Below are 23,775 nucleotides of genomic sequence, written 5' to 3'. Positions count from 1 at the left end.
TACCCGTTCGATCACATACCCAATTCGCTGCAGCGGCTAAACCCCGAGGCAGCAACTGAATTGCTTGACGACCATAGAGCGTTGGAACCACCTGATCCCTTCCCGAACTCAGTAGTGAAACGACGCATCGCCGATGGTAGTGTGGGGTCTCCCCATGTGAGAGTAGGTCATCGTCAAGCTCCTTTCCCAAACCCCCGACCCGCGCAAGCTGGCCGGGGGTTTGCTTTTGTGCGATCTAAAAACTGCGATAGGCACCAGTTGTTGGTGTCGTTATTATTCGACCTCTCTTTTGGGGGTGGCATGTATAGGTTGTTAACGTTGCTTCAGGACGGGCGCTTTCATTCGGGGCGGGAGCTGGGAGAGGCGCTCGGTATGAGTCGCAGTGCGGTCTGGAAGCACCTGCAACGTATTCAGGCTGACGCAGCGCTTAACCTCTATAAAGTCCCCGGGCGTGGGTACCGCTTGGCGGAGCCTCTTTCGCTACTCAATCATGAGGTGCTCGCGCCGCAACTGGCGCAGCTTGGGTGGTCTCTGCATCTTTACGACTCGATTGACTCGACTAATGCCCAGGCCTTGCGGCTCCTGCAGATCGTGCCAGCTCCTTTTTTGGTTCTTGCAGAGGCTCAATCTGCTGGTAGAGGGCGGCGCGGTCGCAGTTGGGTGAGCCCTTTCGGGCAGAACCTTTATTGCAGCTTGGCTGTAAAGGTGCAGGGTGGCGCTGCTCAGCTTTCTGGCATGAGCTTGGTGGTCGGGCTGGCCGTAATGCAGGTGCTACATCAAATAGGCATTTCGCAGGCGGGCGTCAAGTGGCCTAACGACGTATACGTCGATGGCCGCAAGATCGCGGGTATTCTGCTTGAGCTGACTGGCGATCCGGCAGATGTATGTCATGTGATCATTGGCATCGGCATCAATGTCAATATGATTGAGGCAGCGGGTATAGATCAGCTTTGGACATCCGTTAAAGAACATGCAGGTATGGTTGATCGCAATGAGTTGCTGCTGACATTGGCCACTAGCCTAAAACAAAATTTGGAACGGCATGCCCAGGTCGGATTTGCTGCGATGAAGGGCGAGTGGGAATCTAATCATGTCTGGCAAGGCCTGAAATGCACGCTGAGTACCGGGCCTCAAGATTACTCGGGCACTGTCTTGGGCGTGGATGATCAGGGTGGGCTCAGAATGATGATTGATGAGGGCGAGCACTCCTTCAGTGGTGGTGAGCTAAGTTTGAGGCTTGATCAATGATTCTTGAGCTCGACTGTGGCAATAGCTTGATCAAGTGGCGGGTGCTGCAAATAGGTGGTGATGTTGCGGCTCAGGGCGCGTCTCTATCGGTCATGGATCTGCTTGGTGCGCTTTCCGGCTTGACTGGCGGCAAGATCGAGCGTGCGCGGCTAGTCAGCGTTCGTAGCGATCTCGAAACTGATGAGTTGTGTTCGTGCATCTCCAGCGCATTGCTTATTGATGTACAGCGCGCTCTACCAGCGCCCCGGCTTGGTGGCGTAGTGAATGGGTACCTCGAGTACGATCGCTTAGGGATGGATCGTTGGTTGGCCATGGTTGGTGCGTTCCAGTTGGAGCGTCGGGCTATGGTGGTGATCGACCTGGGGACCGCGCTCACGGTTGACTTCGTTGATGCAAAAGGCGGTCATCTGGGAGGTTACATTTGCCCTGGGTTTTCTCTTCTTAGGCAGCAGTTGACTACCCATACGCGACGCATTAGCTATGCGGCAGGTGAAATGCCAATGTTGCAAGGTGAGCCTGCGCCTGGGCGAAACACCGTCCAGGCGGTTGAGCGAGGCTGCTTTTTGATGCTGCGTAGCTTTGTTGCGTCGCAAATCCTGGCGGCTGGCGACTATCTGGGGGCTGACTTTGTAATCTACTCCACTGGCGGCGACGCAGCGCTGATCGACGATATGGTCGGGGTTAGGCGGGTTCCGGATCTGGTCTTTCGCGGGCTGGCGATTGCTTGTCCCTAGCGTCACATAAAAGGTCGAGCCTGCATGCGTTGGTTATTTTTCCTTTTGGTGCTGTTGAACATCTTCTTCTGGGTGCAGCATCAGTATCAGGCGCCCGTACGCATCAAAGAGGTGGTGCCTCTTGATGCTTATGACCGGCCGAGGTCCAATATCACTCTGCTTAGTGAGTCCTCTCCTCCGAGCCGGAAAAGCGCTGGGCCGACCGCGTCGTCCGACAGCGGATGCCTGTTTCTGGGGGGCTTCGATGAGGAGTCGCTTGCGCTATCCCTGGAGCAGCGACTTTTGAGCTTGGATATCCAGTCCGAGATACAGCGGGTAGATGCCGAGGTTGGCGTGGATTATTGGGTGTATCTGCCGCCACTCGCTTCCAGGCAGGCGTCCCTGAGGCAATTGCGCGAGTTACAAAGCCGGAACATTGATAGCTACATCATTACTGTTGGTGATTTGGCGAATGGTATTTCGCTGGGTATTTTCTCCCGCAAGGACTCGGCAGAGGGCGTGGTGGCGCGCTTGAGCGAGGTTGATTATTCGGCGTTGGTGCGTGAGCTGCCGCGTAAACACACCAAGTACTGGGTGCAAGTAGGCGCCGGTAGCCCTGATCAGTTGGGTGATGAGGTCATAGAAGGTTTGAAGGCAGATATGCCTGCCCTACAACTGCGTCACATGCCCTGCACAGGCATTGCATCTTCTTCATAGTTTAAATAGAATGGCGCCCGCTTCGCCTTGGGGCCAAAAGATTCCTAGGCATAGCAGCTGTCGGTAAAGCTAACCTCAAGATTTATATGAGAAAAAGCTTGACAGTAGGGTGGCAAGTGATGAAAATGCCGCCTCACTTTGGAGGGGTTCCCGAGCGGCCAAAGGGATCAGACTGTAAATCTGACGTCATAGACTTCGAAGGTTCGAATCCTTCCCCCTCCACCAGATTCAAGCGTAAGCTTAGGCGTTCGCGGGTATAGTTTAGTGGTAGAACCTCAGCCTTCCAAGCTGATGATGCGGGTTCGATTCCCGCTACCCGCTCCAGCTTCGATGGTTGCGCAATGTGATTCGCTCATGTAGCTCAGTTGGTAGAGCACACCCTTGGTAAGGGTGAGGTCAGCGGTTCAAATCCGCTCATGAGCTCCAAACTCCAAAGGCAGATATGTATATATCTGCCTTTGTTTTAATGGTGGCGTGACTAGCTCAATTCAACGATGGGAGACGGTCTCGATGGCTAAAGAAAAGTTCGAACGTAACAAACCGCACGTCAACGTCGGCACCATTGGTCACGTCGACCATGGCAAGACCACTCTGACTGCAGCTCTGACTCGTGTGTGCTCCGAGGTTTTCGGTTCCGCTCGTGTCGACTTCGACAAGATCGATAGCGCTCCGGAAGAGAAGGCTCGCGGTATCACCATCAACACCGCTCACGTAGAGTACGACTCCAATGTCCGTCACTACGCGCACGTTGATTGCCCGGGTCACGCTGACTATGTGAAGAACATGATCACCGGTGCTGCCCAGATGGACGGCGCGATCCTGGTTTGCTCCGCTGCTGACGGCCCCATGCCGCAGACCCGTGAGCACATCCTGCTGTCGCGTCAGGTTGGTGTTCCGTACATCGTCGTGTTCCTGAACAAGGCTGACATGGTCGACGACGCCGAGCTGCTCGAGCTGGTCGAAATGGAAGTTCGTGATCTGCTGTCCACCTATGATTTCCCGGGTGACGACACTCCGATCATCATCGGCTCCGCGCTGATGGCGCTGAATGGCGAAGACGACAACGAGCTGGGCACTTCTGCGGTCAAGAAGCTGGTCGAGACTCTGGATACCTATATTCCTGAGCCGGTTCGCGCCATCGACAAGCCGTTCCTGATGCCGATCGAAGACGTGTTCTCCATTTCCGGTCGCGGTACCGTTGTGACCGGTCGTGTTGAGCGTGGCATCGTCAAGGTCCAGGAAGAAATCGAGATCGTTGGTCTGCGTGACACCACCAAGACCACCTGTACCGGCGTCGAGATGTTCCGCAAGCTGCTCGACGAAGGTCGTGCTGGCGAGAACTGCGGTGTTCTGCTGCGTGGTACCAAGCGTGATGACGTCGAGCGTGGCCAGGTACTGGCCAAGCCGGGCACCATCAAGCCGCACACCAAGTTCGAGGCTGAAGTGTACGTGCTGTCCAAGGAAGAAGGTGGTCGTCATACCCCGTTCTTCAAGGGCTATCGTCCGCAGTTCTACTTCCGTACCACCGACGTGACCGGTTCGTGCGAACTGCCGGAAGGCGTTGAGATGGTAATGCCGGGCGACAACGTGAAAATGGTTGTTACCCTGATCAAGCCGATCGCCATGGAAGACGGCCTGCGCTTCGCAATTCGCGAAGGTGGTCGTACCGTTGGTGCCGGCGTGGTTGCCAGGATCGTCGAATAACGATTGATCTGTTTGAAGCAGGTCGGCATAATAGTCGGCCTGACTCTTTCTAGGCCAGTAGCTCAATTGGCAGAGCGGCGGTCTCCAAAACCGCAGGTTGGGGGTTCGATTCCCTCCTGGCCTGCCATTTTCAATATCGAATTTGGCAGTCTTTACAAGGTTCTAGCAGATGAATATCAAAGCTGAAGCCAATGACGCGCGCTTCGATCTGGTGAAGTGGCTTGTTGTCGCTGCTTTGGTGGTGGTTGCCGTCGTCGGTAACCAATACTACTCCGCTGAGCCGATTCTCTATCGTGTGCTTGCGGTCCTGGCAATAGGCATAGTTGCTGCGTTTGTTGCTCTGCAGACGTCCAAGGGGCGTTCGTTCGCTGTGTTGCTGAAAGAGGCGCGTGGCGAGATTCGCAAGGTCGTCTGGCCGACCCGTCAAGAAACCACGCAGACAACGCTGATCGTTGTTGTTGTTGTATTGGTGATGGCGTTGCTGTTGTGGGGGCTTGATTCCCTGCTCGGTTGGTTGGTCTCCATGGTTGTTGGTTAAGGGTGTCTCGTGGCTAAGCGTTGGTATGTTGTGCATGCTTACTCGGGTTACGAGAAGCACGTCATGCGTTCTCTGATTGAGCGCGTCAAGCTTGCCGGCATGGAAGATGAGTTCGGCGAGATTCTCGTTCCCACTGAAGAGGTGGTCGAGATGCGTAACGGGCAGAAGCGCAAGAGTGAGCGAAAATTCTTCCCCGGTTACGTTTTGGTTCAGATGGAAATGAATGAGGGTACTTGGCACCTCGTCAAGGATACCCCGCGTGTAATGGGCTTCATTGGTGGTACGGCGGATAAGCCGGCACCCATCACCGATAAGGAAGCTGAGGCGATCCTGCGTCGTGTCGCCGACAGTGGTGATAAACCGAAGCCAAAGACGCTCTTCGAACCGGGTGAAGTCGTGCGGGTGGCTGATGGTCCCTTCGCTGATTTCAATGGTGTGGTCGAAGAGGTTAACTACGAGAAGAGTCGGATCCAGGTTGCGGTCCTGATCTTCGGTCGCTCTACCCCGGTAGAGCTGGAGTTCAGTCAGGTCGAGAAGGTTTAACTGAACGAAGCATCCCTCACCCCGCAGCTCCAGGCTGCGGGGTTTTGTCGTCACTGGGATAAATCAGTAATGGGGAGCCGAAAGGCGTTATAACCCGTAATGGAGTAACTATGGCTAAGAAGATTCAAGCTTACATCAAGCTTCAGGTAAAGGCCGGTCAGGCTAATCCATCGCCGCCGGTCGGCCCTGCACTGGGTCAGCATGGCGTGAACATCATGGAGTTCTGCAAGGCGTTCAACGCCAGGACCCAGGGCCAGGAGCCCGGTCTGCCGACTCCGGTGATCATCACCGTCTACAGCGACCGCAGCTTCACTTTTGAAACCAAGAGCACCCCGGCAGCCGTGCTGCTGAAGAAGGCCGCCGGTATCACAAGCGGCTCCGCCCGTCCCAACACCCAGAAGGTCGGCACCGTTACTCGTGCCCAGCTGGAAGAGATCGCCAAGACCAAGCAGGCCGATCTGACCGCTGCCGAAATGGAAGCTGCAGTTCGGACCATCGCTGGTTCCGCTCGCAGCATGGGCCTGAACGTGGAGGGTGTGTAATGGCTAAGTTGACCAAGCGCCAGAAGGCTATCGCCGAGAAAATCGAAGCTGGTAAGCAGTACGCTTTCGAGGATGCCGCCAAGCTGTTGGCTGAGGTGTCGGCAGTAAAGTTTACCGAGTCGTTCGATATCGCGATCAACCTAGGTGTCGATCCGCGTAAATCCGATCAGGTTGTTCGTGGTGCAACCGTTCTGCCGAATGGTACTGGCAAGAGCGTTCGTGTTGCCGTGTTCACTCAGGGCGCGGGTGCTGAAGCGGCACTGGCCGCTGGCGCAGATCGCGTTGGTATGGACGAGCTGGCTGCCGAAATGAAGGGTGGTGATCTGAACTACGACGTGGTGATCGCTTCGCCGGACGCCATGCGTGTTGTTGGTCAGTTGGGCCAGATTCTCGGTCCGCGTGGTCTGATGCCGAACCCGAAGGTAGGCACCGTAACTCCAGATGTCGCTACCGCAGTCAAGAATGCCAAGGCTGGTCAGGTGCGTTTCCGTACCGACAAGAACGGCATCATCCACACGTCCGTGGGTAAGGTTGGTTTCGAGGCTGGCCAGCTGAAGCAGAACGTCGAAGCACTGCTTTCGGATCTGAAGCGTCTGAAGCCGTCGACTTCCAAGGGTATTTACGTCAAGCGCGTGACCCTGAGCACCACCATGGGTCCGGGGCTGGTCATCGATCAGGCTTCCCTGGAAGCGTAAGGCGACGACGCCCCTTGGGGGCGTCTCAAGATTGGGGTCCCTGCCTGGCGGGGGCTATCCAAGACCGTAGGCGGCGCAAGCCTTAAACCACAAGCCTACGCAGAGGTGCTCCCGATTCGTACCGAATCAGACACCAAAACCCGTCCGGTCCCGACCGGATGAAACGGTAACATCCAGGAGTGTAACCCGTGGCAATCAAACTCGAAGACAAGAAGGCCATCGTCGCTGAAGTCAACGAGGCTGCCAAAACCGCCCTGTCCGCTGTCGTGGCCGATGCCCGTGGCGTGACCGTGGGGGCCATGACCGGACTCCGTAAAGAGGCCCGCGAAGCTGGCGTTTACGTACGTGTTGTACGTAATACCCTGCTGCGCCGCGCAGTTGATGGCACTCAGTTCGAAGTGCTCAACGACGTGTTCAAAGGCCCGACCCTGATTGCGTTCTCCAACGAACATCCGGGCGCTGCTGCTCGTATCTTCAAGGAGTTCTCCAAGGGTCAGGACAAGTTCGAGATCAAGGCCGCTGCGTTCGAGGGGCAGTTCCTCGCAGCCAACCAGATCGACGTACTGGCAACTCTGCCGACCTACGACGAAGCCATTTCCCAGCTGATGAGCGTTATCCAAGGCGCCACCAGCAAGCTGGCTCGTACACTGGCGGCCGTTCGCGACCAGAAAGAAGCTGCTGCCGCTTAAGCGTGTAGGTTCTTTCGCAATCACTTTTTGAATTGGATGGCCGCAGGCCGTCACCTAATACAGGAACTAGAGTCATGGCTCTGACCAACGAAGATATCATCAACGCCGTTTCCGAAATGTCCGTGATGCAGGTTGTTGAACTGATCAAGGCAATGGAAGAGAAGTTCGGCGTGACCGCTGCTGCCGCCACTGTTGCCGCTGCTGGCCCGGCTGCTGCTGCTGTCGAAGAGCAGACCGAATTCACCATCGTTCTGGCTGAAGCTGGCGACAAGAAAGTCAACGTGATCAAGGCTGTTCGCGAGCTGACCGGTCTGGGCCTGAAAGAAGCCAAGGCTGTTGTTGACGGCGCCCCGGGCGTGGTCAAGGAAGGCGTTTCGAAAGAAGAAGCCGAAGCAGCCAAGAAGGCTCTGGAAGAAGCTGGCGCCAAAGTCGAGCTCAAGTAAGCGACGACCTTGCGTCTACAGCCCGAGCGACTCGCGAAAGGCTGATGGCTGGTGGCTTTTGCCACCGGCCTTTTTCCGTTATGGAAAGCCAGCCATGCTGGCTCTTCCTCGGAAAGCCACCTTCGGGTGCTGCGAATCAAGGGATTCGCAAGATTTTCTGGCTGCTCCCGTCGGGAGAAGCCAACAAGCAGGTGACCAAGCTGGGGAACGCTGATGGCTTACTCATACACTGAGAAAAAACGTATCCGCAAGGACTTTAGCAAGTTACCGCACGTGATGGACGTGCCGTATCTTTTGGCCATCCAGCTGGATTCGTACCGCGAATTCCTGCAGGCGGGAGCGACCAAAGATCAGTTCCGCGACATTGGCTTGCATGCAGCCTTCAAATCCGTTTTCCCGATTATCAGCTATTCCGGCAATGCAGCGCTGGAATACGTCGGCTATCGCCTGGGCGAACCGGCTTTCGATGTCAAGGAATGTGTCCTGCGTGGCGTGACCTTCGCCGTCCCGCTGCGCGTCAAGGTGCGCCTGATCATTTTCGACAAAGAATCGTCGAACAAGGCCATCAAGGACATCAAGGAGCAGGAAGTCTACATGGGGGAAATCCCCCTGATGACGGAGAACGGTACCTTTATTATCAATGGTACCGAGCGCGTTATCGTCTCCCAGTTGCATCGCTCGCCGGGCGTGTTCTTCGATCACGACCGTGGCAAGACCCACAGCTCCGGTAAGCTGCTGTACTCCGCGCGTATCATTCCCTACCGCGGCTCTTGGCTGGACTTCGAGTTCGATCCGAAGGACGCCGTTTTCGTCCGTATCGACCGTCGCCGCAAGCTGCCCGCGTCAGTACTTCTGCGGGCTCTGAACTACAGCACCGAAGAAATTCTCGATGCCTTCTACGACACCAACATCTTCCATGTGAAGGGCGAGACCCTGGCACTTGAGCTGGTGCCGCAGCGTCTGCGTGGCGAGATCGCGACCTTCGACATCAAGGACGAGAACGGCAAGGTGATCGTCGAGCAGGGCCGTCGCATTACCGCCCGCCACATCAATCAGCTCGACAAATCCGGCATCAAGGAACTCGAGATGCCGATGGAGTACGTGCTGGGTCGCACCGTGGCCAAGGCGATCGTGCATCCGGCCACCGGCGAGATCATCGCCGAGTGCAACACCGAGCTGACCGTCGATGTGATGGCGAAGATCGTCAAGGCTCAGGTCGTTCGTTTCGAGACCCTGTATACCAACGATATCGACTGTGGTCCGTTCATTTCCGATACGCTGAAGATCGACTCGACCACCAACCAGCTTGAAGCTCTGGTCGAGATCTATCGCATGATGCGTCCTGGCGAGCCGCCAACCAAGGATGCCGCCGAGACGTTGTTCAACAATCTGTTCTTCGCTTCGGAGCGCTACGACCTGTCCGCCGTCGGCCGGATGAAGTTCAACCGCCGCATCGGTCGTACCGAGATCGAGGGTTCGGGCGTTCTGAGCCGCGAAGACATCGTCGCCGTCCTCAAGACCCTGGTCGATATCCGTAACGGCAAGGGTATCGTCGACGATATCGACCACCTGGGTAACCGTCGTGTGCGCTGCGTCGGCGAGATGGCTGAGAACCAGTTCCGCGTTGGTCTGGTCCGTGTCGAGCGTGCCGTCAAGGAACGTCTGTCGATGGCCGAAAGCGAAGGCCTGATGCCGCAGGACCTGATCAATGCCAAGCCGGTTGCGGCGGCGGTCAAGGAATTCTTCGGTTCCAGCCAGCTCTCGCAGTTCATGGACCAGAACAACCCGCTCTCCGAGATCACCCACAAGCGCCGCGTCTCCGCACTCGGCCCGGGCGGTCTGACCCGCGAACGGGCCGGCTTCGAAGTCCGCGACGTACACCCAACCCACTACGGTCGCGTGTGCCCGATCGAAACCCCTGAAGGTCCGAACATCGGTCTGATCAACTCCCTGGCCGCCTACGCGCGCACCAACCAGTACGGTTTCCTCGAGAGCCCGTACCGCGTGGTCAAGGAAGGCGAAGTCACCGACGAGATCGTGTTCCTCTCGGCGATCGAGGAAGCCGACCACGTCATCGCCCAGGCCAGCGCCAAGCTGGAAGGCCGCAAGCTGGTCGACGAGCTGGTGGCCGTGCGTCACCTGAACGAGTTCACCGTCAAGGCGCCGGAAGACGTGACGCTGATGGACGTGTCGCCGAAGCAGGTCGTTTCCGTCGCTGCCTCGCTGATTCCGTTCCTCGAGCACGACGACGCCAACCGTGCACTGATGGGCTCGAACATGCAGCGTCAGGCGGTGCCGACTTTGCGTTCGGACAAGCCGCTGGTCGGTACTGGTATGGAGCGCAACGTTGCGCGCGACTCCGGCGTGTGCGTCGTGGCTCGCCGTGGCGGCGTGATCGACTCGGTCGACGCCAGTCGCGTGGTCGTGCGTGTGCACGATGACGAAGTCGAGACCGGCGAGGCGGGTGTCGACATCTACAACCTGACCAAATACACCCGTTCCAACCAGAACACCTGCATCAACCAGCGTCCGCTGGTGCGCAAGGGCGACGTGGTGGCGCGTGGCGACATCATGGCCGACGGTCCGTCCACCGACATGGGCGAGCTGGCCCTGGGGCAGAACATGCGCGTCGCGTTCATGCCCTGGAACGGCTACAACTTCGAAGACTCCATCCTCCTCTCGGAGCGCGTGGTCCAGGAAGATCGCTTCACCACCATCCACATCCAGGAACTGACCTGCGTGTCGCGCGACACCAAGCTCGGCCCGGAGGAGATCACCGCGGACATCCCGAACGTGGGTGAGGCGGCGCTGAACAAGCTGGACGAGGCGGGCATCGTATACGTCGGTGCCGAAGTCGGCCCGGGCGACATCCTGGTCGGCAAGGTCACGCCGAAGGGCGAGACCCAACTGACCCCGGAAGAGAAGCTGCTGCGCGCGATCTTCGGTGAGAAGGCGTCCGACGTGAAGGACACCTCCCTGCGCGTGCCGACGGGCACCAAGGGTACCGTTATCGACGTTCAGGTGTTCATCCGTGACGGCGTCGAGCGCGACTCCCGTGCGCTGGCCATCGAGAAGATGCAGCTCGACGAGATCCGCAAGGACCTCAACGAGGAATTCCGCATCGTCGAGGGCGCGACCTTCGAGCGTCTGCGTTCGGCCCTGGTCGGCGCGACCGCCGAGGGTGGTGCCGGCCTGAAGAAGGGCGCGGTGATCAGCGACGAGATTCTCGACGGCCTCGAGCATGGTCAGTGGTTCAAGCTGCGCATGTCCGACGATGCACTGAACGAGCAGCTGGAGAAGGCCCAGGCCTATCTCTCCGACCGCCGTCAGCTGCTCGACGACAAGTTCGAAGACAAGAAGCGCAAGCTGCAGCAAGGCGACGACCTGGCGCCGGGCGTGCTGAAGATCGTCAAGGTCTACCTGGCGATCAAGCGCCGCATCCAGCCGGGCGACAAGATGGCCGGTCGTCACGGTAACAAGGGTGTGGTCTCGGTGATCATGCCGGTCGAAGACATGCCGCACGACGCCAACGGCACGCCGGTGGACATCGTGCTCAACCCGCTGGGCGTCCCCTCGCGGATGAACGTCGGGCAGATCCTCGAAACCCACCTGGGTCTCGCGGCCAAGGGCCTGGGCGAGAAGATCAACCTGATGCTCGAGGAGCAGCGCAAGGTCGCAGAGCTGCGCAAGTTCCTGCACGAAATCTATAACGAGATCGGCGGTCGTCAGGAAAGCCTGGACGACCTGAGCGATCAGGAAGTGCTCGATCTGGCCAACAACCTGCGCAAGGGCGTGCCGATGGCCACCCCGGTGTTCGACGGTGCCAAGGAGCGCGAGATCAAGGCCATGCTGAAACTGGCCGATCTGCCGGAAAGCGGCCAGATGCAGCTGTTCGACGGTCGTACCGGCAATGCCTTCGAGCGCACCACCACCGTCGGCTACATGTACATGTTGAAGCTGAACCACCTGGTCGACGACAAGATGCACGCGCGTTCCACCGGCTCCTACAGCCTGGTCACCCAGCAGCCGCTGGGCGGCAAGGCGCAGTTCGGTGGTCAGCGCTTCGGGGAGATGGAGGTCTGGGCCCTGGAGGCCTACGGCGCCGCCTATACCCTGCAGGAAATGCTCACGGTCAAGTCGGACGACGTGAACGGGCGGACCAAGATGTACAAGAACATCGTGGACGGCGATCACCGCATGGAGGCCGGCATGCCGGAATCCTTCAACGTGTTGATCAAAGAGATCCGCTCGCTCGGTATCGATATCGATCTGGAAACCGAATAACCACGCACCGCCTGCGCGGCACCCGGCCTTAGCCGGCTGCCGCAGGTCCGTGAGGAGGAAAGGCCTTGAAAGACTTGCTGAATCTGTTGAAAAACCAGGGTCAAATCGAAGAGTTCGATGCCATCAAGATTGCCCTGGCGTCGCCCGAGATGATCCGTTCCTGGTCCTTCGGTGAAGTGAAGAAGCCGGAAACCATCAACTACCGTACCTTCAAGCCGGAGCGTGACGGCCTGTTCTGCGCCAAGATCTTCGGCCCGGTGAAGGACTACGAGTGCCTGTGCGGCAAGTACAAGCGCCTCAAGCACCGCGGCGTGATCTGCGAGAAGTGTGGCGTGGAAGTCGCGCTGGCCAAGGTCCGTCGCGAGCGCATGGCGCACATCGAACTGGCCTCGCCGGTCGCCCACATCTGGTTCCTGAAGTCGCTGCCGTCGCGTATCGGCCTGCTGCTGGACATGACCCTGCGTGACATCGAGCGCGTGCTCTACTTCGAGAGCTACGTGGTGATCGATCCGGGCATGACCACCCTGGAAAAGGGCCAGCTGCTCAACGACGAACAGTACTTCGAGGCGCTGGAAGAGTTCGGCGACGACTTCGATGCCCGCATGGGCGCCGAGGCCGTGCGCGAACTGCTGATCCAGATCGACCTGGAGCACGAGATCGGCCGCCTGCGCGAAGAGATTCCGCAGACCAACTCGGAAACCAAGATCAAGAAGCTCTCCAAGCGCCTGAAGCTGATGGAGGCCTTCCATGGCTCGGGCAACCTGCCGGAGTGGATGATCCTGACCGTGCTGCCGGTGCTGCCGCCGGACCTGCGTCCGCTGGTACCGCTGGATGGGGGTCGCTTCGCGACCTCGGATCTGAACGATCTGTATCGCCGCGTGATCAACCGCAACAACCGTCTCAAGCGCCTGCTCGACCTGTCGGCGCCGGACATCATCGTGCGCAACGAAAAGCGCATGCTGCAGGAAGCTGTCGACGCCCTGCTGGACAACGGCCGTCGCGGCCGTGCCATCACCGGTTCGAACAAGCGTCCGCTGAAATCCCTGGCCGACATGATCAAGGGCAAGCAGGGCCGCTTCCGTCAGAACCTGCTCGGCAAGCGCGTGGACTATTCCGGTCGTTCCGTGATCACCGTGGGTCCGACCCTGCGTCTGCACCAGTGCGGCCTGCCGAAGAAGATGGCCCTCGAGCTGTTCAAGCCGTTCATCTTCGGCAAGCTGGAAATGCGCGGCATGGCCACCACCATCAAGGCCGCCAAGAAGATGGTCGAACGTGAGCTGCCCGAGGTCTGGGACGTGCTCGCCGAAGTCATCCGCGAACATCCGGTGCTGCTCAACCGCGCGCCGACCCTGCACCGTCTGGGTATCCAGGCCTTCGAGCCGGTACTCATCGAGGGCAAGGCGATCCAGCTGCACCCGCTGGTCTGCGCCGCGTACAACGCCGACTTCGACGGCGACCAGATGGCCGTGCACGTGCCGCTGACGCTGGAAGCCCAGCTGGAAGCGCGCGCGCTGATGATGTCGACCAACAACATCCTCTCGCCGGCCAACGGCGAGCCGATCATCGTGCCGTCGCAGGACGTGGTACTGGGTCTGTACTACATGACCCGCGAAGCGATCAATGCCAAGGGTGAAGGTCGGGTGTTCGCCGACCTGCAGGAAGTCGACCGCGTGTTCCGCGCCGGCGAAGCCTCGCTGCACGCCCGGGTGAAAGTGCGTATCAACGAAACCATCAAGGAGAAGGATGGTTCGATCACCAGGAACACCCGCATCGTCGACACCACCGTCGGCCGTGCGCTGCTGTTCCAGATCGTTCCACAAGGCATGTCGTTCGACGTGGTCAACCAGCCGATGAAGAAGAAGGCGATCTCCAGGTTGATCAACCTGTGCTACCGCACGGTGGGCCTGAAGGACACGGTCATCTTCGCCGACCAGCTGATGTACACCGGTTTTGCCTACTCCACCATCTCCGGCGTGTCGATCGGCGTGAACGACTTCGTCATCCCGGACGAAAAGGCGCGCATCATCGATGCCGCCACCGAGGAAGTGAAGGAAATCGAATCGCAGTACGCTTCCGGCTTGGTGACCCAGGGTGAGAAGTACAACAAGGTGATCGACCTCTGGTCCAAGGCCAACGACGAAGTGTCCAAGGCGATGATGGCCAACCTCTCGAAAGAGAAGGTCATCGACCGTGAAGGAAAAGAAGCCGAGCAGGATTCTTTCAACTCGATGTACATGATGGCTGACTCGGGTGCGCGGGGTTCCGCGGCCCAGATTCGCCAGCTCGCCGGTATGCGTGGCCTGATGGCCAAGCCGGACGGCTCCATCATCGAGACGCCGATCACCGCGAACTTCCGTGAAGGTCTGAACGTACTCCAGTACTTCATCTCCACTCACGGTGCTCGTAAAGGTCTGGCGGATACCGCGCTGAAAACTGCGAACTCCGGTTACCTGACCCGTCGTCTGGTCGACGTGGCGCAGGATCTGGTCGTTACCGAAGTCGATTGCGGCACCGAGCAGGGCCTGTTCATGACCCCGCACATCGAAGGCGGCGACGTCGTCGAGCCGCTGGGTGAGCGTGTACTCGGTCGCGTGATCGCGCGTGACGTGCTCAAGCCGGGCACCGATGATGTACTCGTGCCGGCTGGTACGCTGGTCGACGAGCAGTGGGTCGACTTCATCGAGCTGAACAGCATCGACGAAGTGGTCGTGCGCTCGCCGATTTCCTGCGAGACCCGCTACGGCATCTGCGCCAAGTGCTATGGCCGTGACCTGGCTCGCGGGCATCAGGTCAACATCGGTGAGGCCGTCGGCGTTATCGCGGCGCAGTCGATCGGTGAGCCGGGTACCCAGCTGACCATGCGGACGTTCCACATCGGTGGTGCGGCGAGCCGTACCTCGGCTGTCGACAACGTGCTGGTGAAGAACGGTGGCACCATTCGTCTGCATAATCTGAAGCACGTAGAGCGTGCCGACGGCGCGCTGGTGGCGGTATCTCGTTCTGGTGAGCTGGCGGTGGCCGACGACTTCGGTCGTGAGCGCGAGCGCTACAAGCTGCCATACGGTGCCGTGATTTCCGTCAAGGAAGGCGACAAGGTCGATGCTGGCGCCGTGGTTGCCAAGTGGGATCCGCACACCCACCCGATCGTGACCGAAATGAAGGGTGTCGTGACCTTCGTCGGCATGGAAGAGAACATCACCATCAAGCGCCAGACCGACGAGCTGACCGGTCTGACCAACATCGAGGTGATGGATCCGAAGGACCGCCCAGCGTCGGGCAAGGACATCCGTCCGGCGATCAAGATGGTCGACGCCAATGGCAAGGAACTGCTGTTGCCGGGTACCGACGTACCGGCCCAGTACTTCCTGCCGGCTAACGCTCTGGTAGGTGTGGCTGACGGCGCCGAGATCAATGTGGGTGACGTCATCGCACGTATTCCGCAGGAAACCTCGAAGACCCGCGACATTACCGGTGGTCTGCCGCGCGTTGCCGACCTGTTCGAAGCGCGTCGTCCGAAGGAGCCGTCGATCCTCGCGGAAATCAGCGGTACGATTTCCTTCGGCAAGGAAACCAAGGGCAAGCGCCGCCTGGTGATCACCCCTACAGACGGCAGCGATCCTTATGAGGAGCTGATTCCGAAGTGGCGTCACCTGAACGTCTTCGAAGGCGAGCAGGTGAACAAGGGTGAAGTCATCTCCGATGGTCCGAGCAACCCGCACGATATTCTGCGTCTGCTGGGCGTCAGTGCGCTGGCCAAGTACATCGTCAACGAGATTCAGGACGTGTACCGCTTGCAGGGTGTGAAGATCAACGACAAGCACATCGAGACCATCCTGCGGCAGATGCTGCGCAAGGTCGAGATCACTGAGTCCGGCGATTCCAGCTTCATCAAGGGCGACCAGATGGAGCTGACTCAGGTCCTGGAAGAGAACGAGCGTCTGAGCGAAGAGGACAAGTTCGTCGCCAAGTACGTGCGCGTCCTGCTGGGTATCACCAAGGCCTCGCTGTCGACCGAGTCGTTCATTTCCGCTGCGTCCTTCCAGGAGACCACGCGCGTACTGACCGAGGCAGCCGTAACCGGCAAGCGCGACTACCTGCGCGGCCTGAAGGAAAACGTGGTCGTGGGTCGCCTGATCCCGGCCGGTACCGGCCTGGCCTATCACAGCGAGCGTAAACGCAAGCGTGATGCCGAGAAGCCGGTACGGGTGAGCGCCGATGAGGTCGAAGCGGCTCTGACCGAGGCGCTGAACTCCAGCGGCAACTAAAGTGCTGGGTCCCGGCTGTAAGCCGGGACCTGCCTTGACGGTGGGCGAGAAGCTCTTTAGACTCTCGTACCCCTAATTTGGCGGGGCTTTGTGCCCTGCCATTTTTCGTTTGTGTCGAAAGACAACAGTGGAGCTAGTAGATGGCAACTATCAACCAGCTGGTACGTCAGCCGCGTAAGCGGGTCGTCGAGAAAAGCGACGTCCCTGCGCTGCAAAACTGCCCGCAACGTCGTGGCGTGTGCACCCGTGTGTACACCACCACGCCGAAGAAACCGAACTCCGCACTGCGTAAAGTGTGCCGTGTTCGTCTGACCAATGGCTATGAAGTCGCCTCGTACATCGGCGGTGAAGGCCACAACCTGCAAGAGCACAGCGTAGTGCTGATCCGTGGTGGTCGTGTAAAGGACCTTCCGGGTGTGCGTTACCACACCGTGCGCGGCTCGCTGGATACCTCCGGCGTGAAAGACCGTAAGCAGGGTCGTTCCAAGTACGGCGCCAAGCGTCCGAAGTAAGCAGCATTTCTATTTATTTGTGTCGATAAGAGTAAGGTCGGACGTAGCCTGCGAGTTACCGTTCCGAGCTAACCTGAAGACCGTTTGAGGGCTTATCAATGCCAAGACGTCGTGTAGCAGCCAAGCGCGAGATCCTTGACGATCCGAAGTACGGAAGTCTGATCCTGGCCAAGTTCATGAATCACGTGATGGAGAGCGGCAAGAAAGCCGTTGCCGAGCGTATCGTTTATGGTGCCTTGGACAAGGTGAAGGAGCGCAAGAACAGCGATCCCCTGGAAATCTTCGAAAAAGCACTCGATGCCATCGCTCCGCTGGTCGAAGTCAAGTCCCGCCGTGTTGGCGGTGCTACCTATCAGGTTCCGGTCGAAGTTCGTCCTTCCCGTCGCAACGCGCTGGCCATGCGCTGGTTGGTAGATGCCGCGCGTAAGCGTGGCGAGAAATCCATGGCGCTGCGCCTTGCCGGCGAGCTGCTGGATGCTTTCGAAGGTAAAGGCGCTGCAGTCAAGAAGCGCGAAGATGTGCACCGTATGGCCGAAGCCAACAAGGCCTTCTCGCACTACCGCTTCTAAATCAAGCGCAACTTTTACGAGGACCTTATTGTGGCCCGTACTACCCCTATCAACCGCTACCGTAACATCGGTATCTGTGCCCACGTCGATGCGGGCAAGACCACCACGACGGAGCGGATTCTGTTCTACACCGGTCTCAGCCACAAAATGGGTGAGGTGCATGACGGTGCAGCGACCACCGACTGGATGGTTCAGGAGCAGGAGCGCGGTATCACCATTACTTCCGCTGCTGTAACAACCTTCTGGCAAGGCTCGCGCGGTCAATACGACAACTATCGCGTCAACGTCATCGATACTCCCGGTCACGTTGACTTCACCATCGAAGTGGAGCGCTCCCTGCGTGTTCTCGATGGTGCAGTCGTTGTGTTCTGCGGGACGTCCGGCGTCGAGCCGCAGTCCGAAACTGTATGGCGTCAGGCCAACAAGTACGGCGTTCCGCGTATCGTCTACGTCAACAAGATGGACCGTCAGGGTGCCAACTTCCTGCGTGTCGTCGGTCAGATCAAGCAGCGTCTGGGTCACACCCCGGTTCCGGTTCAGCTGGCGATCGGCGCCGAGGAGAACTTCGAAGGTCAGATCGATCTGATCAAGATGAAGGCTATCTACTGGAACGACGACGACAAGGGCACCACCTACCGCGAGGAAGAGATTCCGGCGGAGCTGCAGGCCATGGCCGAAGAGTATCGCTCCAACATGGTCGAGGCGGCTGCTGAGGCCAACGAAGAGCTGATGAACAAGTATCTCGAGGAGGGCGAGCTCTCTGTCGAGGAGATCAAGGCTGGCCTGCGTCAGCGCACCATCGCTTGCGAGATCGTTCCGGCTGTCTGCGGTTCGTCCTTCAAGAACAAGGGTGTGCCGCTGGTTCTCGATGCTGTGATCGACTTCCTGCCTGCGCCGACCGAAATTCCGGCGATCCAGGGCGTCAATCCGGACAACGAAGAGCAGGTTGACGAGCGTCATGCGGACGACGACGAGCCGTTCTCGGCGTTGGCCTTCAAGATCGCCACCGACCCGTTCGTCGGCACCCTGACCTTCACTCGCGTCTACTCGGGCGTGCTTTCTTCCGGCGACTCGGTGGTCAACTCGGTCAAGGGCAAGAAGGAGCGCGTAGGTCGGATGGTGCAGATGCACGCCAACCAGCGTGAAGAGATCAAGGAGTGCCGCGCAGGCGATATCGCCGCGCTGATCGGCATGAAGGACGTCACCACCGGTGACACCCTCTGCTCGATCGAGAAGCCGATCATCCTTGAGCGTATGGACTTCCCGGAGCCGGTGATCTCCGTCGCCGTAGAGCCGAAGACCAAGGCCGACCAGGAGAAGATGGGTATCGCGCTGGGCAAGCTGGCCCAGGAAGATCCGTCGTTCCGCGTCCAGACCGACGAAGAAACCGGCCAGACCATCATCTCGGGTATGGGTGAGCTTCACCTCGATATTCTTGTCGACCGTATGCGTCGCGAGTTCAACGTCGAAGCCAACATCGGTAAGCCGCAGGTTTCCTACCGCGAAACCATCACCAAGGACAACGTCGAGATCGAAGGTAAGTTCGTTCGTCAGTCCGGTGGTCGTGGTCAGTTCGGTCATTGCTGGATCCGTTTCTCCACTCCAGATGTGGACGAAAAGGGCAATATCACTGAAGGCTTGGTGTTCACCAACGAAGTGGTGGGTGGTGTGGTTCCGAAGGAATACATCCCGGCGATCCAGAAGGGTATCGAGGAGCAGATGAAGAACGGCGTTGTCGCCGGCTATCCGCTGATCGGCCTGAAGGCTACCGTGTTCGACGGCTCCTACCATGACGTTGACTCCAACGAGATGGCGTTCAAGGTTGCAGCTTCCATGGCGACCAAGCAGTTGGCCGGTAAAGGCGGCGGTAAAGTGCTTGAGCCGATCATGAAGGTCGAGGTGGTGACCCCTGAAGACTACATGGGCGATGTGATGGGTGACCTGAACCGTCGTCGTGGTCTGATCCAGGGTATGGAAGACTCGGTTTCCGGCAAGGTTATCCGTGCTGAGGTTCCGCTTGGGGAGATGTTCGGTTATGCAACCGATGTTCGTTCCATGTCTCAGGGTCGCGCGAGCTACTCCATGGAATTCTCCAAATACGCTGAGGCGCCGGCGAATATCGTCGAGACGCTCGTCAAAAAACAAGGTTGATTCAGCCCTTTAAGTAAGAGGTTTACTGTCGTGGCTAAGGAAAAGTTCGAACGTAACAAACCGCACGTCAACGTCGGCACCATTGGTCACGTCGACCATGGCAAGACCACTCTGACTGCAGCTCTGACTCGTGTGTGCTCCGAGGTTTTCGGTTCCGCTCGTGTCGACTTCGACAAGATCGATAGCGCTCCGGAAGAGAAGGCTCGCGGTATCACCATCAACACCGCTCACGTAGAGTACGACTCCAATGTCCGTCACTACGCGCACGTTGATTGCCCGGGTCACGCTGACTATGTGAAGAACATGATCACCGGTGCTGCCCAGATGGACGGCGCGATCCTGGTTTGCTCCGCTGCTGACGGCCCCATGCCGCAGACCCGTGAGCACATCCTGCTGTCGCGTCAGGTTGGTGTTCCGTACATCGTCGTGTTCCTGAACAAGGCTGACATGGTCGACGACGCCGAGCTGCTCGAGCTGGTCGAAATGGAAGTTCGTGATCTGCTGTCCACCTATGATTTCCCGGGTGATGACACTCCGATCATCATCGGCTCCGCGCTGATGGCGCTGAATGGCGAAGACGACAACGAGCTGGGCACTTCTGCGGTCAAGAAGCTGGTAGAGACTCTGGATACCTATATTCCTGAGCCGGTTCGCGCCATCGACAAGCCGTTCCTGATGCCGATCGAAGACGTGTTCTCCATTTCCGGTCGCGGTACCGTTGTGACCGGTCGTGTTGAGCGTGGCATCGTCAAGGTCCAGGAAGAAATCGAGATCGTTGGTCTGCGTGACACCACCAAGACCACCTGTACCGGTGTCGAGATGTTCCGCAAGCTGCTCGACGAAGGTCGTGCTGGCGAGAACTGCGGTGTTCTGCTGCGTGGTACCAAGCGTGATGACGTCGAGCGTGGCCAGGTACTGGCCAAGCCGGGCACCATCAAGCCGCACACCAAGTTCGAAGCTGAAGTGTACGTGCTGTCCAAGGAAGAGGGTGGTCGTCATACCCCGTTCTTCAAGGGCTATCGTCCGCAGTTCTACTTCCGTACCACCGACGTGACCGGTTCGTGCGAACTGCCGGAAGGCGTTGAGATGGTAATGCCGGGCGACAACGTGAAAATGGTTGTTACCCTGATCAAGCCGATCGCCATGGAAGACGGCCTGCGCTTCGCAATTCGCGAAGGTGGTCGTACCGTTGGTGCCGGCGTGGTTGCCAAGATCGTCGAGTAATAATTGGCGATGATGAAAAAGGCCCCTTCGGGGGCCTTTTTCTATTGTTGATCATTTATTGACACCCTATGGGCGCATCCGTACAATTGCGCCTCCTTTTACCGGGGGTATTGCGCCTGGTAGGGTGGCTACTTGGAGTCTGAGGTCAAAATGCAAAACCAACAAATCCGTATTCGGTTGAAGGCTTTTGACCATCGCCTGATCGATCAATCAACCCAGGAAATCGTGGAAACCGCGAAACGTACTGGTGCTCAGGTGCGTGGTCCGATTCCGCTGCCAACCCGCAAAGAGCGGTTCACTGTGCTGGTTTCTCCGCACGTCAACAAAGACGCGCGCGATCAGTATGAAATCCGAACCCACAAGCGTGTGCTGGACATTGTTCAGCCGACCGACAAAACCGTCGATGCGCTGATGAAGCTCGATCTTGCGGCTGGTGTGGAAGTGCAGATCAGCCTCGGCTAAAACCTGAGAGTTTTAGTCGTGTAACGCTCTGAAATGGGCGGCCATAGCGGGTGAAAGCCCCGTACACTCAAGAGGTTTCAAAATGACTATTGGTGTAGTCGGTCGTAAATGCGGCATGACCCGCGTTTTCACCGAGGATGGTGTCTCTATTCCGGTTACGGTCATCGAGATCGAACCGAATCGCGTCACTCAGTTCAAGAATGAAGAGAGCGATGGCTATCGTGCAGTGCAGGTCACTGTCGGTGAGCGTCGCGCGTCCCGTGTTACCAAGGCTCAGGCCGGTCACTTCGCTAAGGCGAATGTTGCTGCTGGTCGTGGCGTCTGGGAGTTCCGCCTCGATGGCGAGGAATTCCAGGTTGGTGACCAGATCAATGCCGAGATTTTCCAGGCTGGACAGATGGTGGATGTCACCGGTCAGTCCAAGGGTAAAGGCTTTGCCGGTACCATCAAGCGCTGGAATTTCCGTGGTCAGGACAATACCCACGGTAACTCCGTATCCCACCGCGTCCCGGGCTCTATCGGTCAGTGCCAGACTCCAGGTCGTGTATTCAAGGGCAAGAAGATGTCCGGGCACATGGGCGCCGAGCGCGTAACCGTGCAGTCTCTGGAAATCGTGCGTGTCGATGCTGAGCGGAATCTGCTTTTGGTCAAGGGTGCAGTGCCCGGCGCCACTGGCGGTGACGTGCTCGTGCGTCCGGCCGCCAAGGCTCGCGGTTAAGGGGGAGTTCACATGCAATTGAATGTAAATGGCGCACAGGCCATCGAAGTCTCCGATCGCACCTTTGGTGGTGAGTTCAATGAGACGCTGGTGCACCAGGCAGTCGTCGCCTACATGGCTGGCGGTCGTCAGGGTAGCAAGCAGCAGAAAACTCGCTCCGATGTGTCCGGTGGTGGCAAGCGTCCGTGGCGCCAGAAGGGCACTGGTCGTGCTCGTGCTGGTACCAGTCGTGGCCCGATCTGGCGTGGCGGTGGCGTAACCTTCGCCGCTCGTCCTCAGAATCATGAGCAGAAGCTGAACAAGAAGATGTATCGCGCTGCGCTGCGTTCCATCCTTGCTGAGCTGGTCCGCTCCGAGCGTCTGGTTGTCGTAGAAGATTTCGCCGTCGACGCGCCGAAAACCAAAGTGCTTGCAAGCAAGCTCAATGGCATGGGCCTGAGTGACGTGCTGATCGTTTCCGATGCTGTCGATCAGAACCTGTACCTCGCTGCGCGCAACCTGCCGCATGTCGATGTGCGTGATGTTCAGGGTTCCGATCCGGTCAGCCTGATCGCCTATGACAAGGTGTTGATCACCGTGTCGGCTGTGAAGAAATTCGAGGAGCTGCTGGGATGAACCAGGAACGCGTATTCAAAGTCCTGCTTGGTCCGCACGTCTCTGAGAAGGCTACCGTGCTGGCTGACAGCAAGAAGCAATTCGTTTTCAAGGTTGCTACCGACGCAACCAAGCTGGAAATCAAGAAGGCTGTTGAAAGCCTGTTCGACGTGAAGGTCGCCGCTGTCAATACCCTGAATGTTCAGGGCAAGACCAAGCGTACCGCTCGCGGCCTGGGCAAGCGCAACGACTGGAAGAAGGCTTATATCGCTCTTCAGCCAGGCCAGGATCTCGATTTCTCCGGCAGTGCTGAGTAAGGAAGGGGTGCATCATGGCAATCGTTAAATGCAAACCGACTTCCGCGGGCCGCCGTTTTGTGGTCAAGGTGGTCAATCAGGAGCTGCACAAAGGCGCTCCTTACGCACCGCTGCTCGAGAAGAAGTCGAAGACTGGCGGCCGTAACAACAACGGTCGTATCACCACTCGCCACATTGGCGGTGGTCACAAGCAGCATTACCGTCTGGTCGATTTTCGTCGTAACAAGGATGGCATTCCCGCCATCGTCGAGCGTATCGAATACGACCCGAACCGTACTGCGCACATTGCGCTGCTGAAGTATGCCGACGGTGAGCGTCGCTACATCATCGCGCCGAAGGGTGTGAGCGCTGGTGATCAGCTGGTCTCGGGCATCAATGCTCCGATCAAGGCTGGCAACAGTCTGCCGCTGCGCAACATTCCGCTGGGTTCTACCGTTCACGGCGTCGAGCTCAAGCCGGGTAAGGGTGCTCAGATCGCTCGCTCCGCTGGTGCTTCGGCTCAGCTGGTTGCTCGTGAAGGTTCCTACGTAACGCTGCGTCTGCGCTCCGGCGAGATGCGCAAAGTGCTGGCCGAGTGCCGTGCGACTCTGGGCGAGGTCTCGAACTCCGAGCACAGCCTGCGTTCGCTGGGCAAGGCGGGTGCCAAGCGCTGGAAGGGCATTCGTCCTACCGTTCGTGGTGTCGCGATGAACCCGGTCGATCACCCGCACGGTGGTGGTGAAGGTCGTACCTCCGGTGGTCGTCATCCGGTGTCGCCATGGGGCTTCCCGACTAAGGGCGCGAAGACCCGCACTAACAAGCGCACCGATAACATGATTGTCCGTCGTCGCAAGTAACTAGAGGGATA

21 protein-coding genes, 4 tRNA genes and 1 rRNA gene are annotated in these 23,775 nt (G+C 58.4%); all 26 read left to right on the top strand.

What is annotated here, in order from left to right:
- The first annotated feature begins 63 nt into the window (after positions 1–63).
- The 26 genes from rrf (at position 64) to rplB (ending at position 23,764) form a co-directional block, all read left to right on the top strand.
- Positions 64–179, top strand: a 5S ribosomal RNA gene (gene rrf / locus P5704_009755).
- A gap of 121 nt (positions 180–300) precedes the next feature.
- Positions 301–1,248 carry a bifunctional biotin--[acetyl-CoA-carboxylase] ligase/biotin operon repressor BirA gene (gene birA, locus P5704_009750; protein WOF81197.1) on the top strand — a complete coding sequence of 316 codons (948 nt, stop codon included), beginning with the start codon at positions 301–303 and terminating at the stop codon, positions 1,246–1,248.
- Positions 1,245–1,982: a type III pantothenate kinase gene (locus tag P5704_009745; GenBank protein ID WOF80738.1), complete on the top strand. Its 738-nt coding sequence runs from the start codon at positions 1,245–1,247 to the stop codon at positions 1,980–1,982. The genes birA and P5704_009745 overlap by 4 nt, the downstream gene beginning before the upstream one ends.
- 24 nt (positions 1,983–2,006) lie before the next feature.
- On the top strand, positions 2,007–2,678 hold the full coding sequence (locus P5704_009740; protein WOF80737.1) for an SPOR domain-containing protein: 672 nt from the start codon (positions 2,007–2,009) through the stop codon (positions 2,676–2,678).
- 140 nt (positions 2,679–2,818) lie between these two features.
- Positions 2,819–2,903: transfer RNA gene (locus tag P5704_009735), tRNA-Tyr, on the top strand.
- Between the two features lie 25 nt (positions 2,904–2,928).
- A tRNA-Gly gene (locus tag P5704_009730) sits at positions 2,929–3,002 on the top strand.
- Positions 3,003–3,028: 26 nt separating this feature from the next.
- Positions 3,029–3,104 (top strand) — tRNA-Thr (locus tag P5704_009725).
- A gap of 84 nt (positions 3,105–3,188) precedes the next feature.
- Positions 3,189–4,382, top strand: a complete 1,194-nt coding sequence (gene tuf, locus P5704_009720) for an elongation factor Tu (protein WOF80736.1) — start codon at positions 3,189–3,191, stop codon at positions 4,380–4,382.
- 51 nt (positions 4,383–4,433) lie between these two features.
- Positions 4,434–4,509 (top strand) — tRNA-Trp (locus P5704_009715).
- Between the two features lie 42 nt (positions 4,510–4,551).
- Positions 4,552–4,920: a preprotein translocase subunit SecE gene (secE, locus tag P5704_009710; GenBank protein WOF80735.1), complete on the top strand. Its 369-nt coding sequence runs from the start codon at positions 4,552–4,554 to the stop codon at positions 4,918–4,920.
- Between the two features lie 9 nt (positions 4,921–4,929).
- Complete coding sequence (gene nusG, locus P5704_009705) at positions 4,930–5,463, top strand: transcription termination/antitermination protein NusG (protein ID WOF80734.1); 534 nt, start codon at positions 4,930–4,932, stop codon at positions 5,461–5,463.
- 110 nt (positions 5,464–5,573) lie between these two features.
- On the top strand, positions 5,574–6,005 hold the full coding sequence (gene rplK, locus P5704_009700) for a 50S ribosomal protein L11 (protein WOF80733.1): 432 nt from the start codon (positions 5,574–5,576) through the stop codon (positions 6,003–6,005).
- Complete coding sequence (gene rplA, locus P5704_009695) at positions 6,005–6,700, top strand: 50S ribosomal protein L1 (GenBank protein ID WOF80732.1); 696 nt, start codon at positions 6,005–6,007, stop codon at positions 6,698–6,700. Before rplK ends, rplA begins: the two co-directional genes overlap by 1 nt.
- Before the next feature lie 188 nt (positions 6,701–6,888).
- Positions 6,889–7,389: a 50S ribosomal protein L10 gene (gene rplJ / locus P5704_009690; GenBank protein WOF80731.1), complete on the top strand. Its 501-nt coding sequence runs from the start codon at positions 6,889–6,891 to the stop codon at positions 7,387–7,389.
- 74 nt (positions 7,390–7,463) lie between these two features.
- Positions 7,464–7,832, top strand: coding sequence for a 50S ribosomal protein L7/L12 (rplL, locus tag P5704_009685; GenBank protein ID WOF80730.1), 369 nt, complete (start codon positions 7,464–7,466; stop codon positions 7,830–7,832).
- Between the two features lie 213 nt (positions 7,833–8,045).
- Positions 8,046–12,116: a DNA-directed RNA polymerase subunit beta gene (rpoB, locus tag P5704_009680; GenBank protein ID WOF80729.1), complete on the top strand. Its 4,071-nt coding sequence runs from the start codon at positions 8,046–8,048 to the stop codon at positions 12,114–12,116.
- 65 nt (positions 12,117–12,181) lie between these two features.
- Entirely contained in the window at positions 12,182–16,381 is a 4,200-nt protein-coding gene (rpoC, locus tag P5704_009675) for a DNA-directed RNA polymerase subunit beta' (GenBank protein WOF80728.1), read from the top strand.
- Between the two features lie 140 nt (positions 16,382–16,521).
- On the top strand, positions 16,522–16,893 hold the full coding sequence (rpsL, locus tag P5704_009670; protein WOF80727.1) for a 30S ribosomal protein S12: 372 nt from the start codon (positions 16,522–16,524) through the stop codon (positions 16,891–16,893).
- Positions 16,894–16,991: 98 nt separating this feature from the next.
- Positions 16,992–17,462: a 30S ribosomal protein S7 gene (rpsG, locus tag P5704_009665; protein ID WOF80726.1), complete on the top strand. Its 471-nt coding sequence runs from the start codon at positions 16,992–16,994 to the stop codon at positions 17,460–17,462.
- Positions 17,463–17,492: 30 nt separating this feature from the next.
- Positions 17,493–19,613: an elongation factor G gene (gene fusA / locus P5704_009660; GenBank protein ID WOF80725.1), complete on the top strand. Its 2,121-nt coding sequence runs from the start codon at positions 17,493–17,495 to the stop codon at positions 19,611–19,613.
- 30 nt (positions 19,614–19,643) lie between these two features.
- A complete protein-coding gene (tuf, locus tag P5704_009655; GenBank protein ID WOF80724.1) occupies positions 19,644–20,837 on the top strand; it encodes an elongation factor Tu in 1,194 nt (397 codons plus the stop codon).
- Positions 20,838–20,987: 150 nt separating this feature from the next.
- Positions 20,988–21,299, top strand: coding sequence for a 30S ribosomal protein S10 (gene rpsJ / locus P5704_009650; GenBank protein WOF80723.1), 312 nt, complete (start codon positions 20,988–20,990; stop codon positions 21,297–21,299).
- An 82-nt stretch (positions 21,300–21,381) separates the two neighbouring features.
- Complete coding sequence (gene rplC / locus P5704_009645) at positions 21,382–22,017, top strand: 50S ribosomal protein L3 (GenBank protein WOF80722.1); 636 nt, start codon at positions 21,382–21,384, stop codon at positions 22,015–22,017.
- Positions 22,018–22,029: 12 nt separating this feature from the next.
- Positions 22,030–22,632 (top strand): 50S ribosomal protein L4, encoded by a 603-nt coding sequence (gene rplD / locus P5704_009640; protein WOF80721.1) that lies wholly within the window; start codon positions 22,030–22,032, stop codon positions 22,630–22,632.
- Positions 22,629–22,928: a 50S ribosomal protein L23 gene (rplW, locus tag P5704_009635; GenBank protein WOF80720.1), complete on the top strand. Its 300-nt coding sequence runs from the start codon at positions 22,629–22,631 to the stop codon at positions 22,926–22,928. The genes rplD and rplW overlap by 4 nt, the downstream gene beginning before the upstream one ends.
- A gap of 14 nt (positions 22,929–22,942) precedes the next feature.
- Positions 22,943–23,764 carry a 50S ribosomal protein L2 gene (rplB, locus tag P5704_009630; GenBank protein ID WOF80719.1) on the top strand — a complete coding sequence of 274 codons (822 nt, stop codon included), beginning with the start codon at positions 22,943–22,945 and terminating at the stop codon, positions 23,762–23,764.
- Positions 23,765–23,775: the final 11 nt, after the last annotated feature.

This window comes from Pseudomonas sp. FeN3W (genome assembly GCA_030263805.2).
GTDB classification, from domain to species: domain Bacteria; phylum Pseudomonadota; class Gammaproteobacteria; order Pseudomonadales; family Pseudomonadaceae; genus Stutzerimonas; species Stutzerimonas stutzeri_G.
The sequence above is the reverse complement of the archived record's forward strand: the minus strand, read 5'-3'. Positions and strand labels throughout refer to the sequence as shown.

Bases quoted from the DNA above. Each gene is read 5' to 3' on its own strand.
- birA (WOF81197.1), top strand. From the start codon at position 301: ATGTATAGGTTGTTAACGTTGCTTCAGGACGGGCGCTTTCATTCGGGG.
- P5704_009745 (WOF80738.1), top strand. From the start codon at position 1,245: ATGATTCTTGAGCTCGACTGTGGCAATAGCTTGATCAAGTGGCGGGTG.
- P5704_009740 (WOF80737.1), top strand. From the start codon at position 2,007: ATGCGTTGGTTATTTTTCCTTTTGGTGCTGTTGAACATCTTCTTCTGG.
- tuf (WOF80736.1), top strand. From the start codon at position 3,189: ATGGCTAAAGAAAAGTTCGAACGTAACAAACCGCACGTCAACGTCGGC.
- secE (WOF80735.1), top strand. From the start codon at position 4,552: ATGAATATCAAAGCTGAAGCCAATGACGCGCGCTTCGATCTGGTGAAG.
- rplK (WOF80733.1), top strand. From the start codon at position 5,574: ATGGCTAAGAAGATTCAAGCTTACATCAAGCTTCAGGTAAAGGCCGGT.
- rplA (WOF80732.1), top strand. From the start codon at position 6,005: ATGGCTAAGTTGACCAAGCGCCAGAAGGCTATCGCCGAGAAAATCGAA.
- rplL (WOF80730.1), top strand. From the start codon at position 7,464: ATGGCTCTGACCAACGAAGATATCATCAACGCCGTTTCCGAAATGTCC.
- rpoB (WOF80729.1), top strand. From the start codon at position 8,046: ATGGCTTACTCATACACTGAGAAAAAACGTATCCGCAAGGACTTTAGC.
- rpsL (WOF80727.1), top strand. From the start codon at position 16,522: ATGGCAACTATCAACCAGCTGGTACGTCAGCCGCGTAAGCGGGTCGTC.
- rpsG (WOF80726.1), top strand. From the start codon at position 16,992: ATGCCAAGACGTCGTGTAGCAGCCAAGCGCGAGATCCTTGACGATCCG.
- rpsJ (WOF80723.1), top strand. From the start codon at position 20,988: ATGCAAAACCAACAAATCCGTATTCGGTTGAAGGCTTTTGACCATCGC.
- rplC (WOF80722.1), top strand. From the start codon at position 21,382: ATGACTATTGGTGTAGTCGGTCGTAAATGCGGCATGACCCGCGTTTTC.
- rplD (WOF80721.1), top strand. From the start codon at position 22,030: ATGCAATTGAATGTAAATGGCGCACAGGCCATCGAAGTCTCCGATCGC.
- rplW (WOF80720.1), top strand. From the start codon at position 22,629: ATGAACCAGGAACGCGTATTCAAAGTCCTGCTTGGTCCGCACGTCTCT.
- rplB (WOF80719.1), top strand. From the start codon at position 22,943: ATGGCAATCGTTAAATGCAAACCGACTTCCGCGGGCCGCCGTTTTGTG.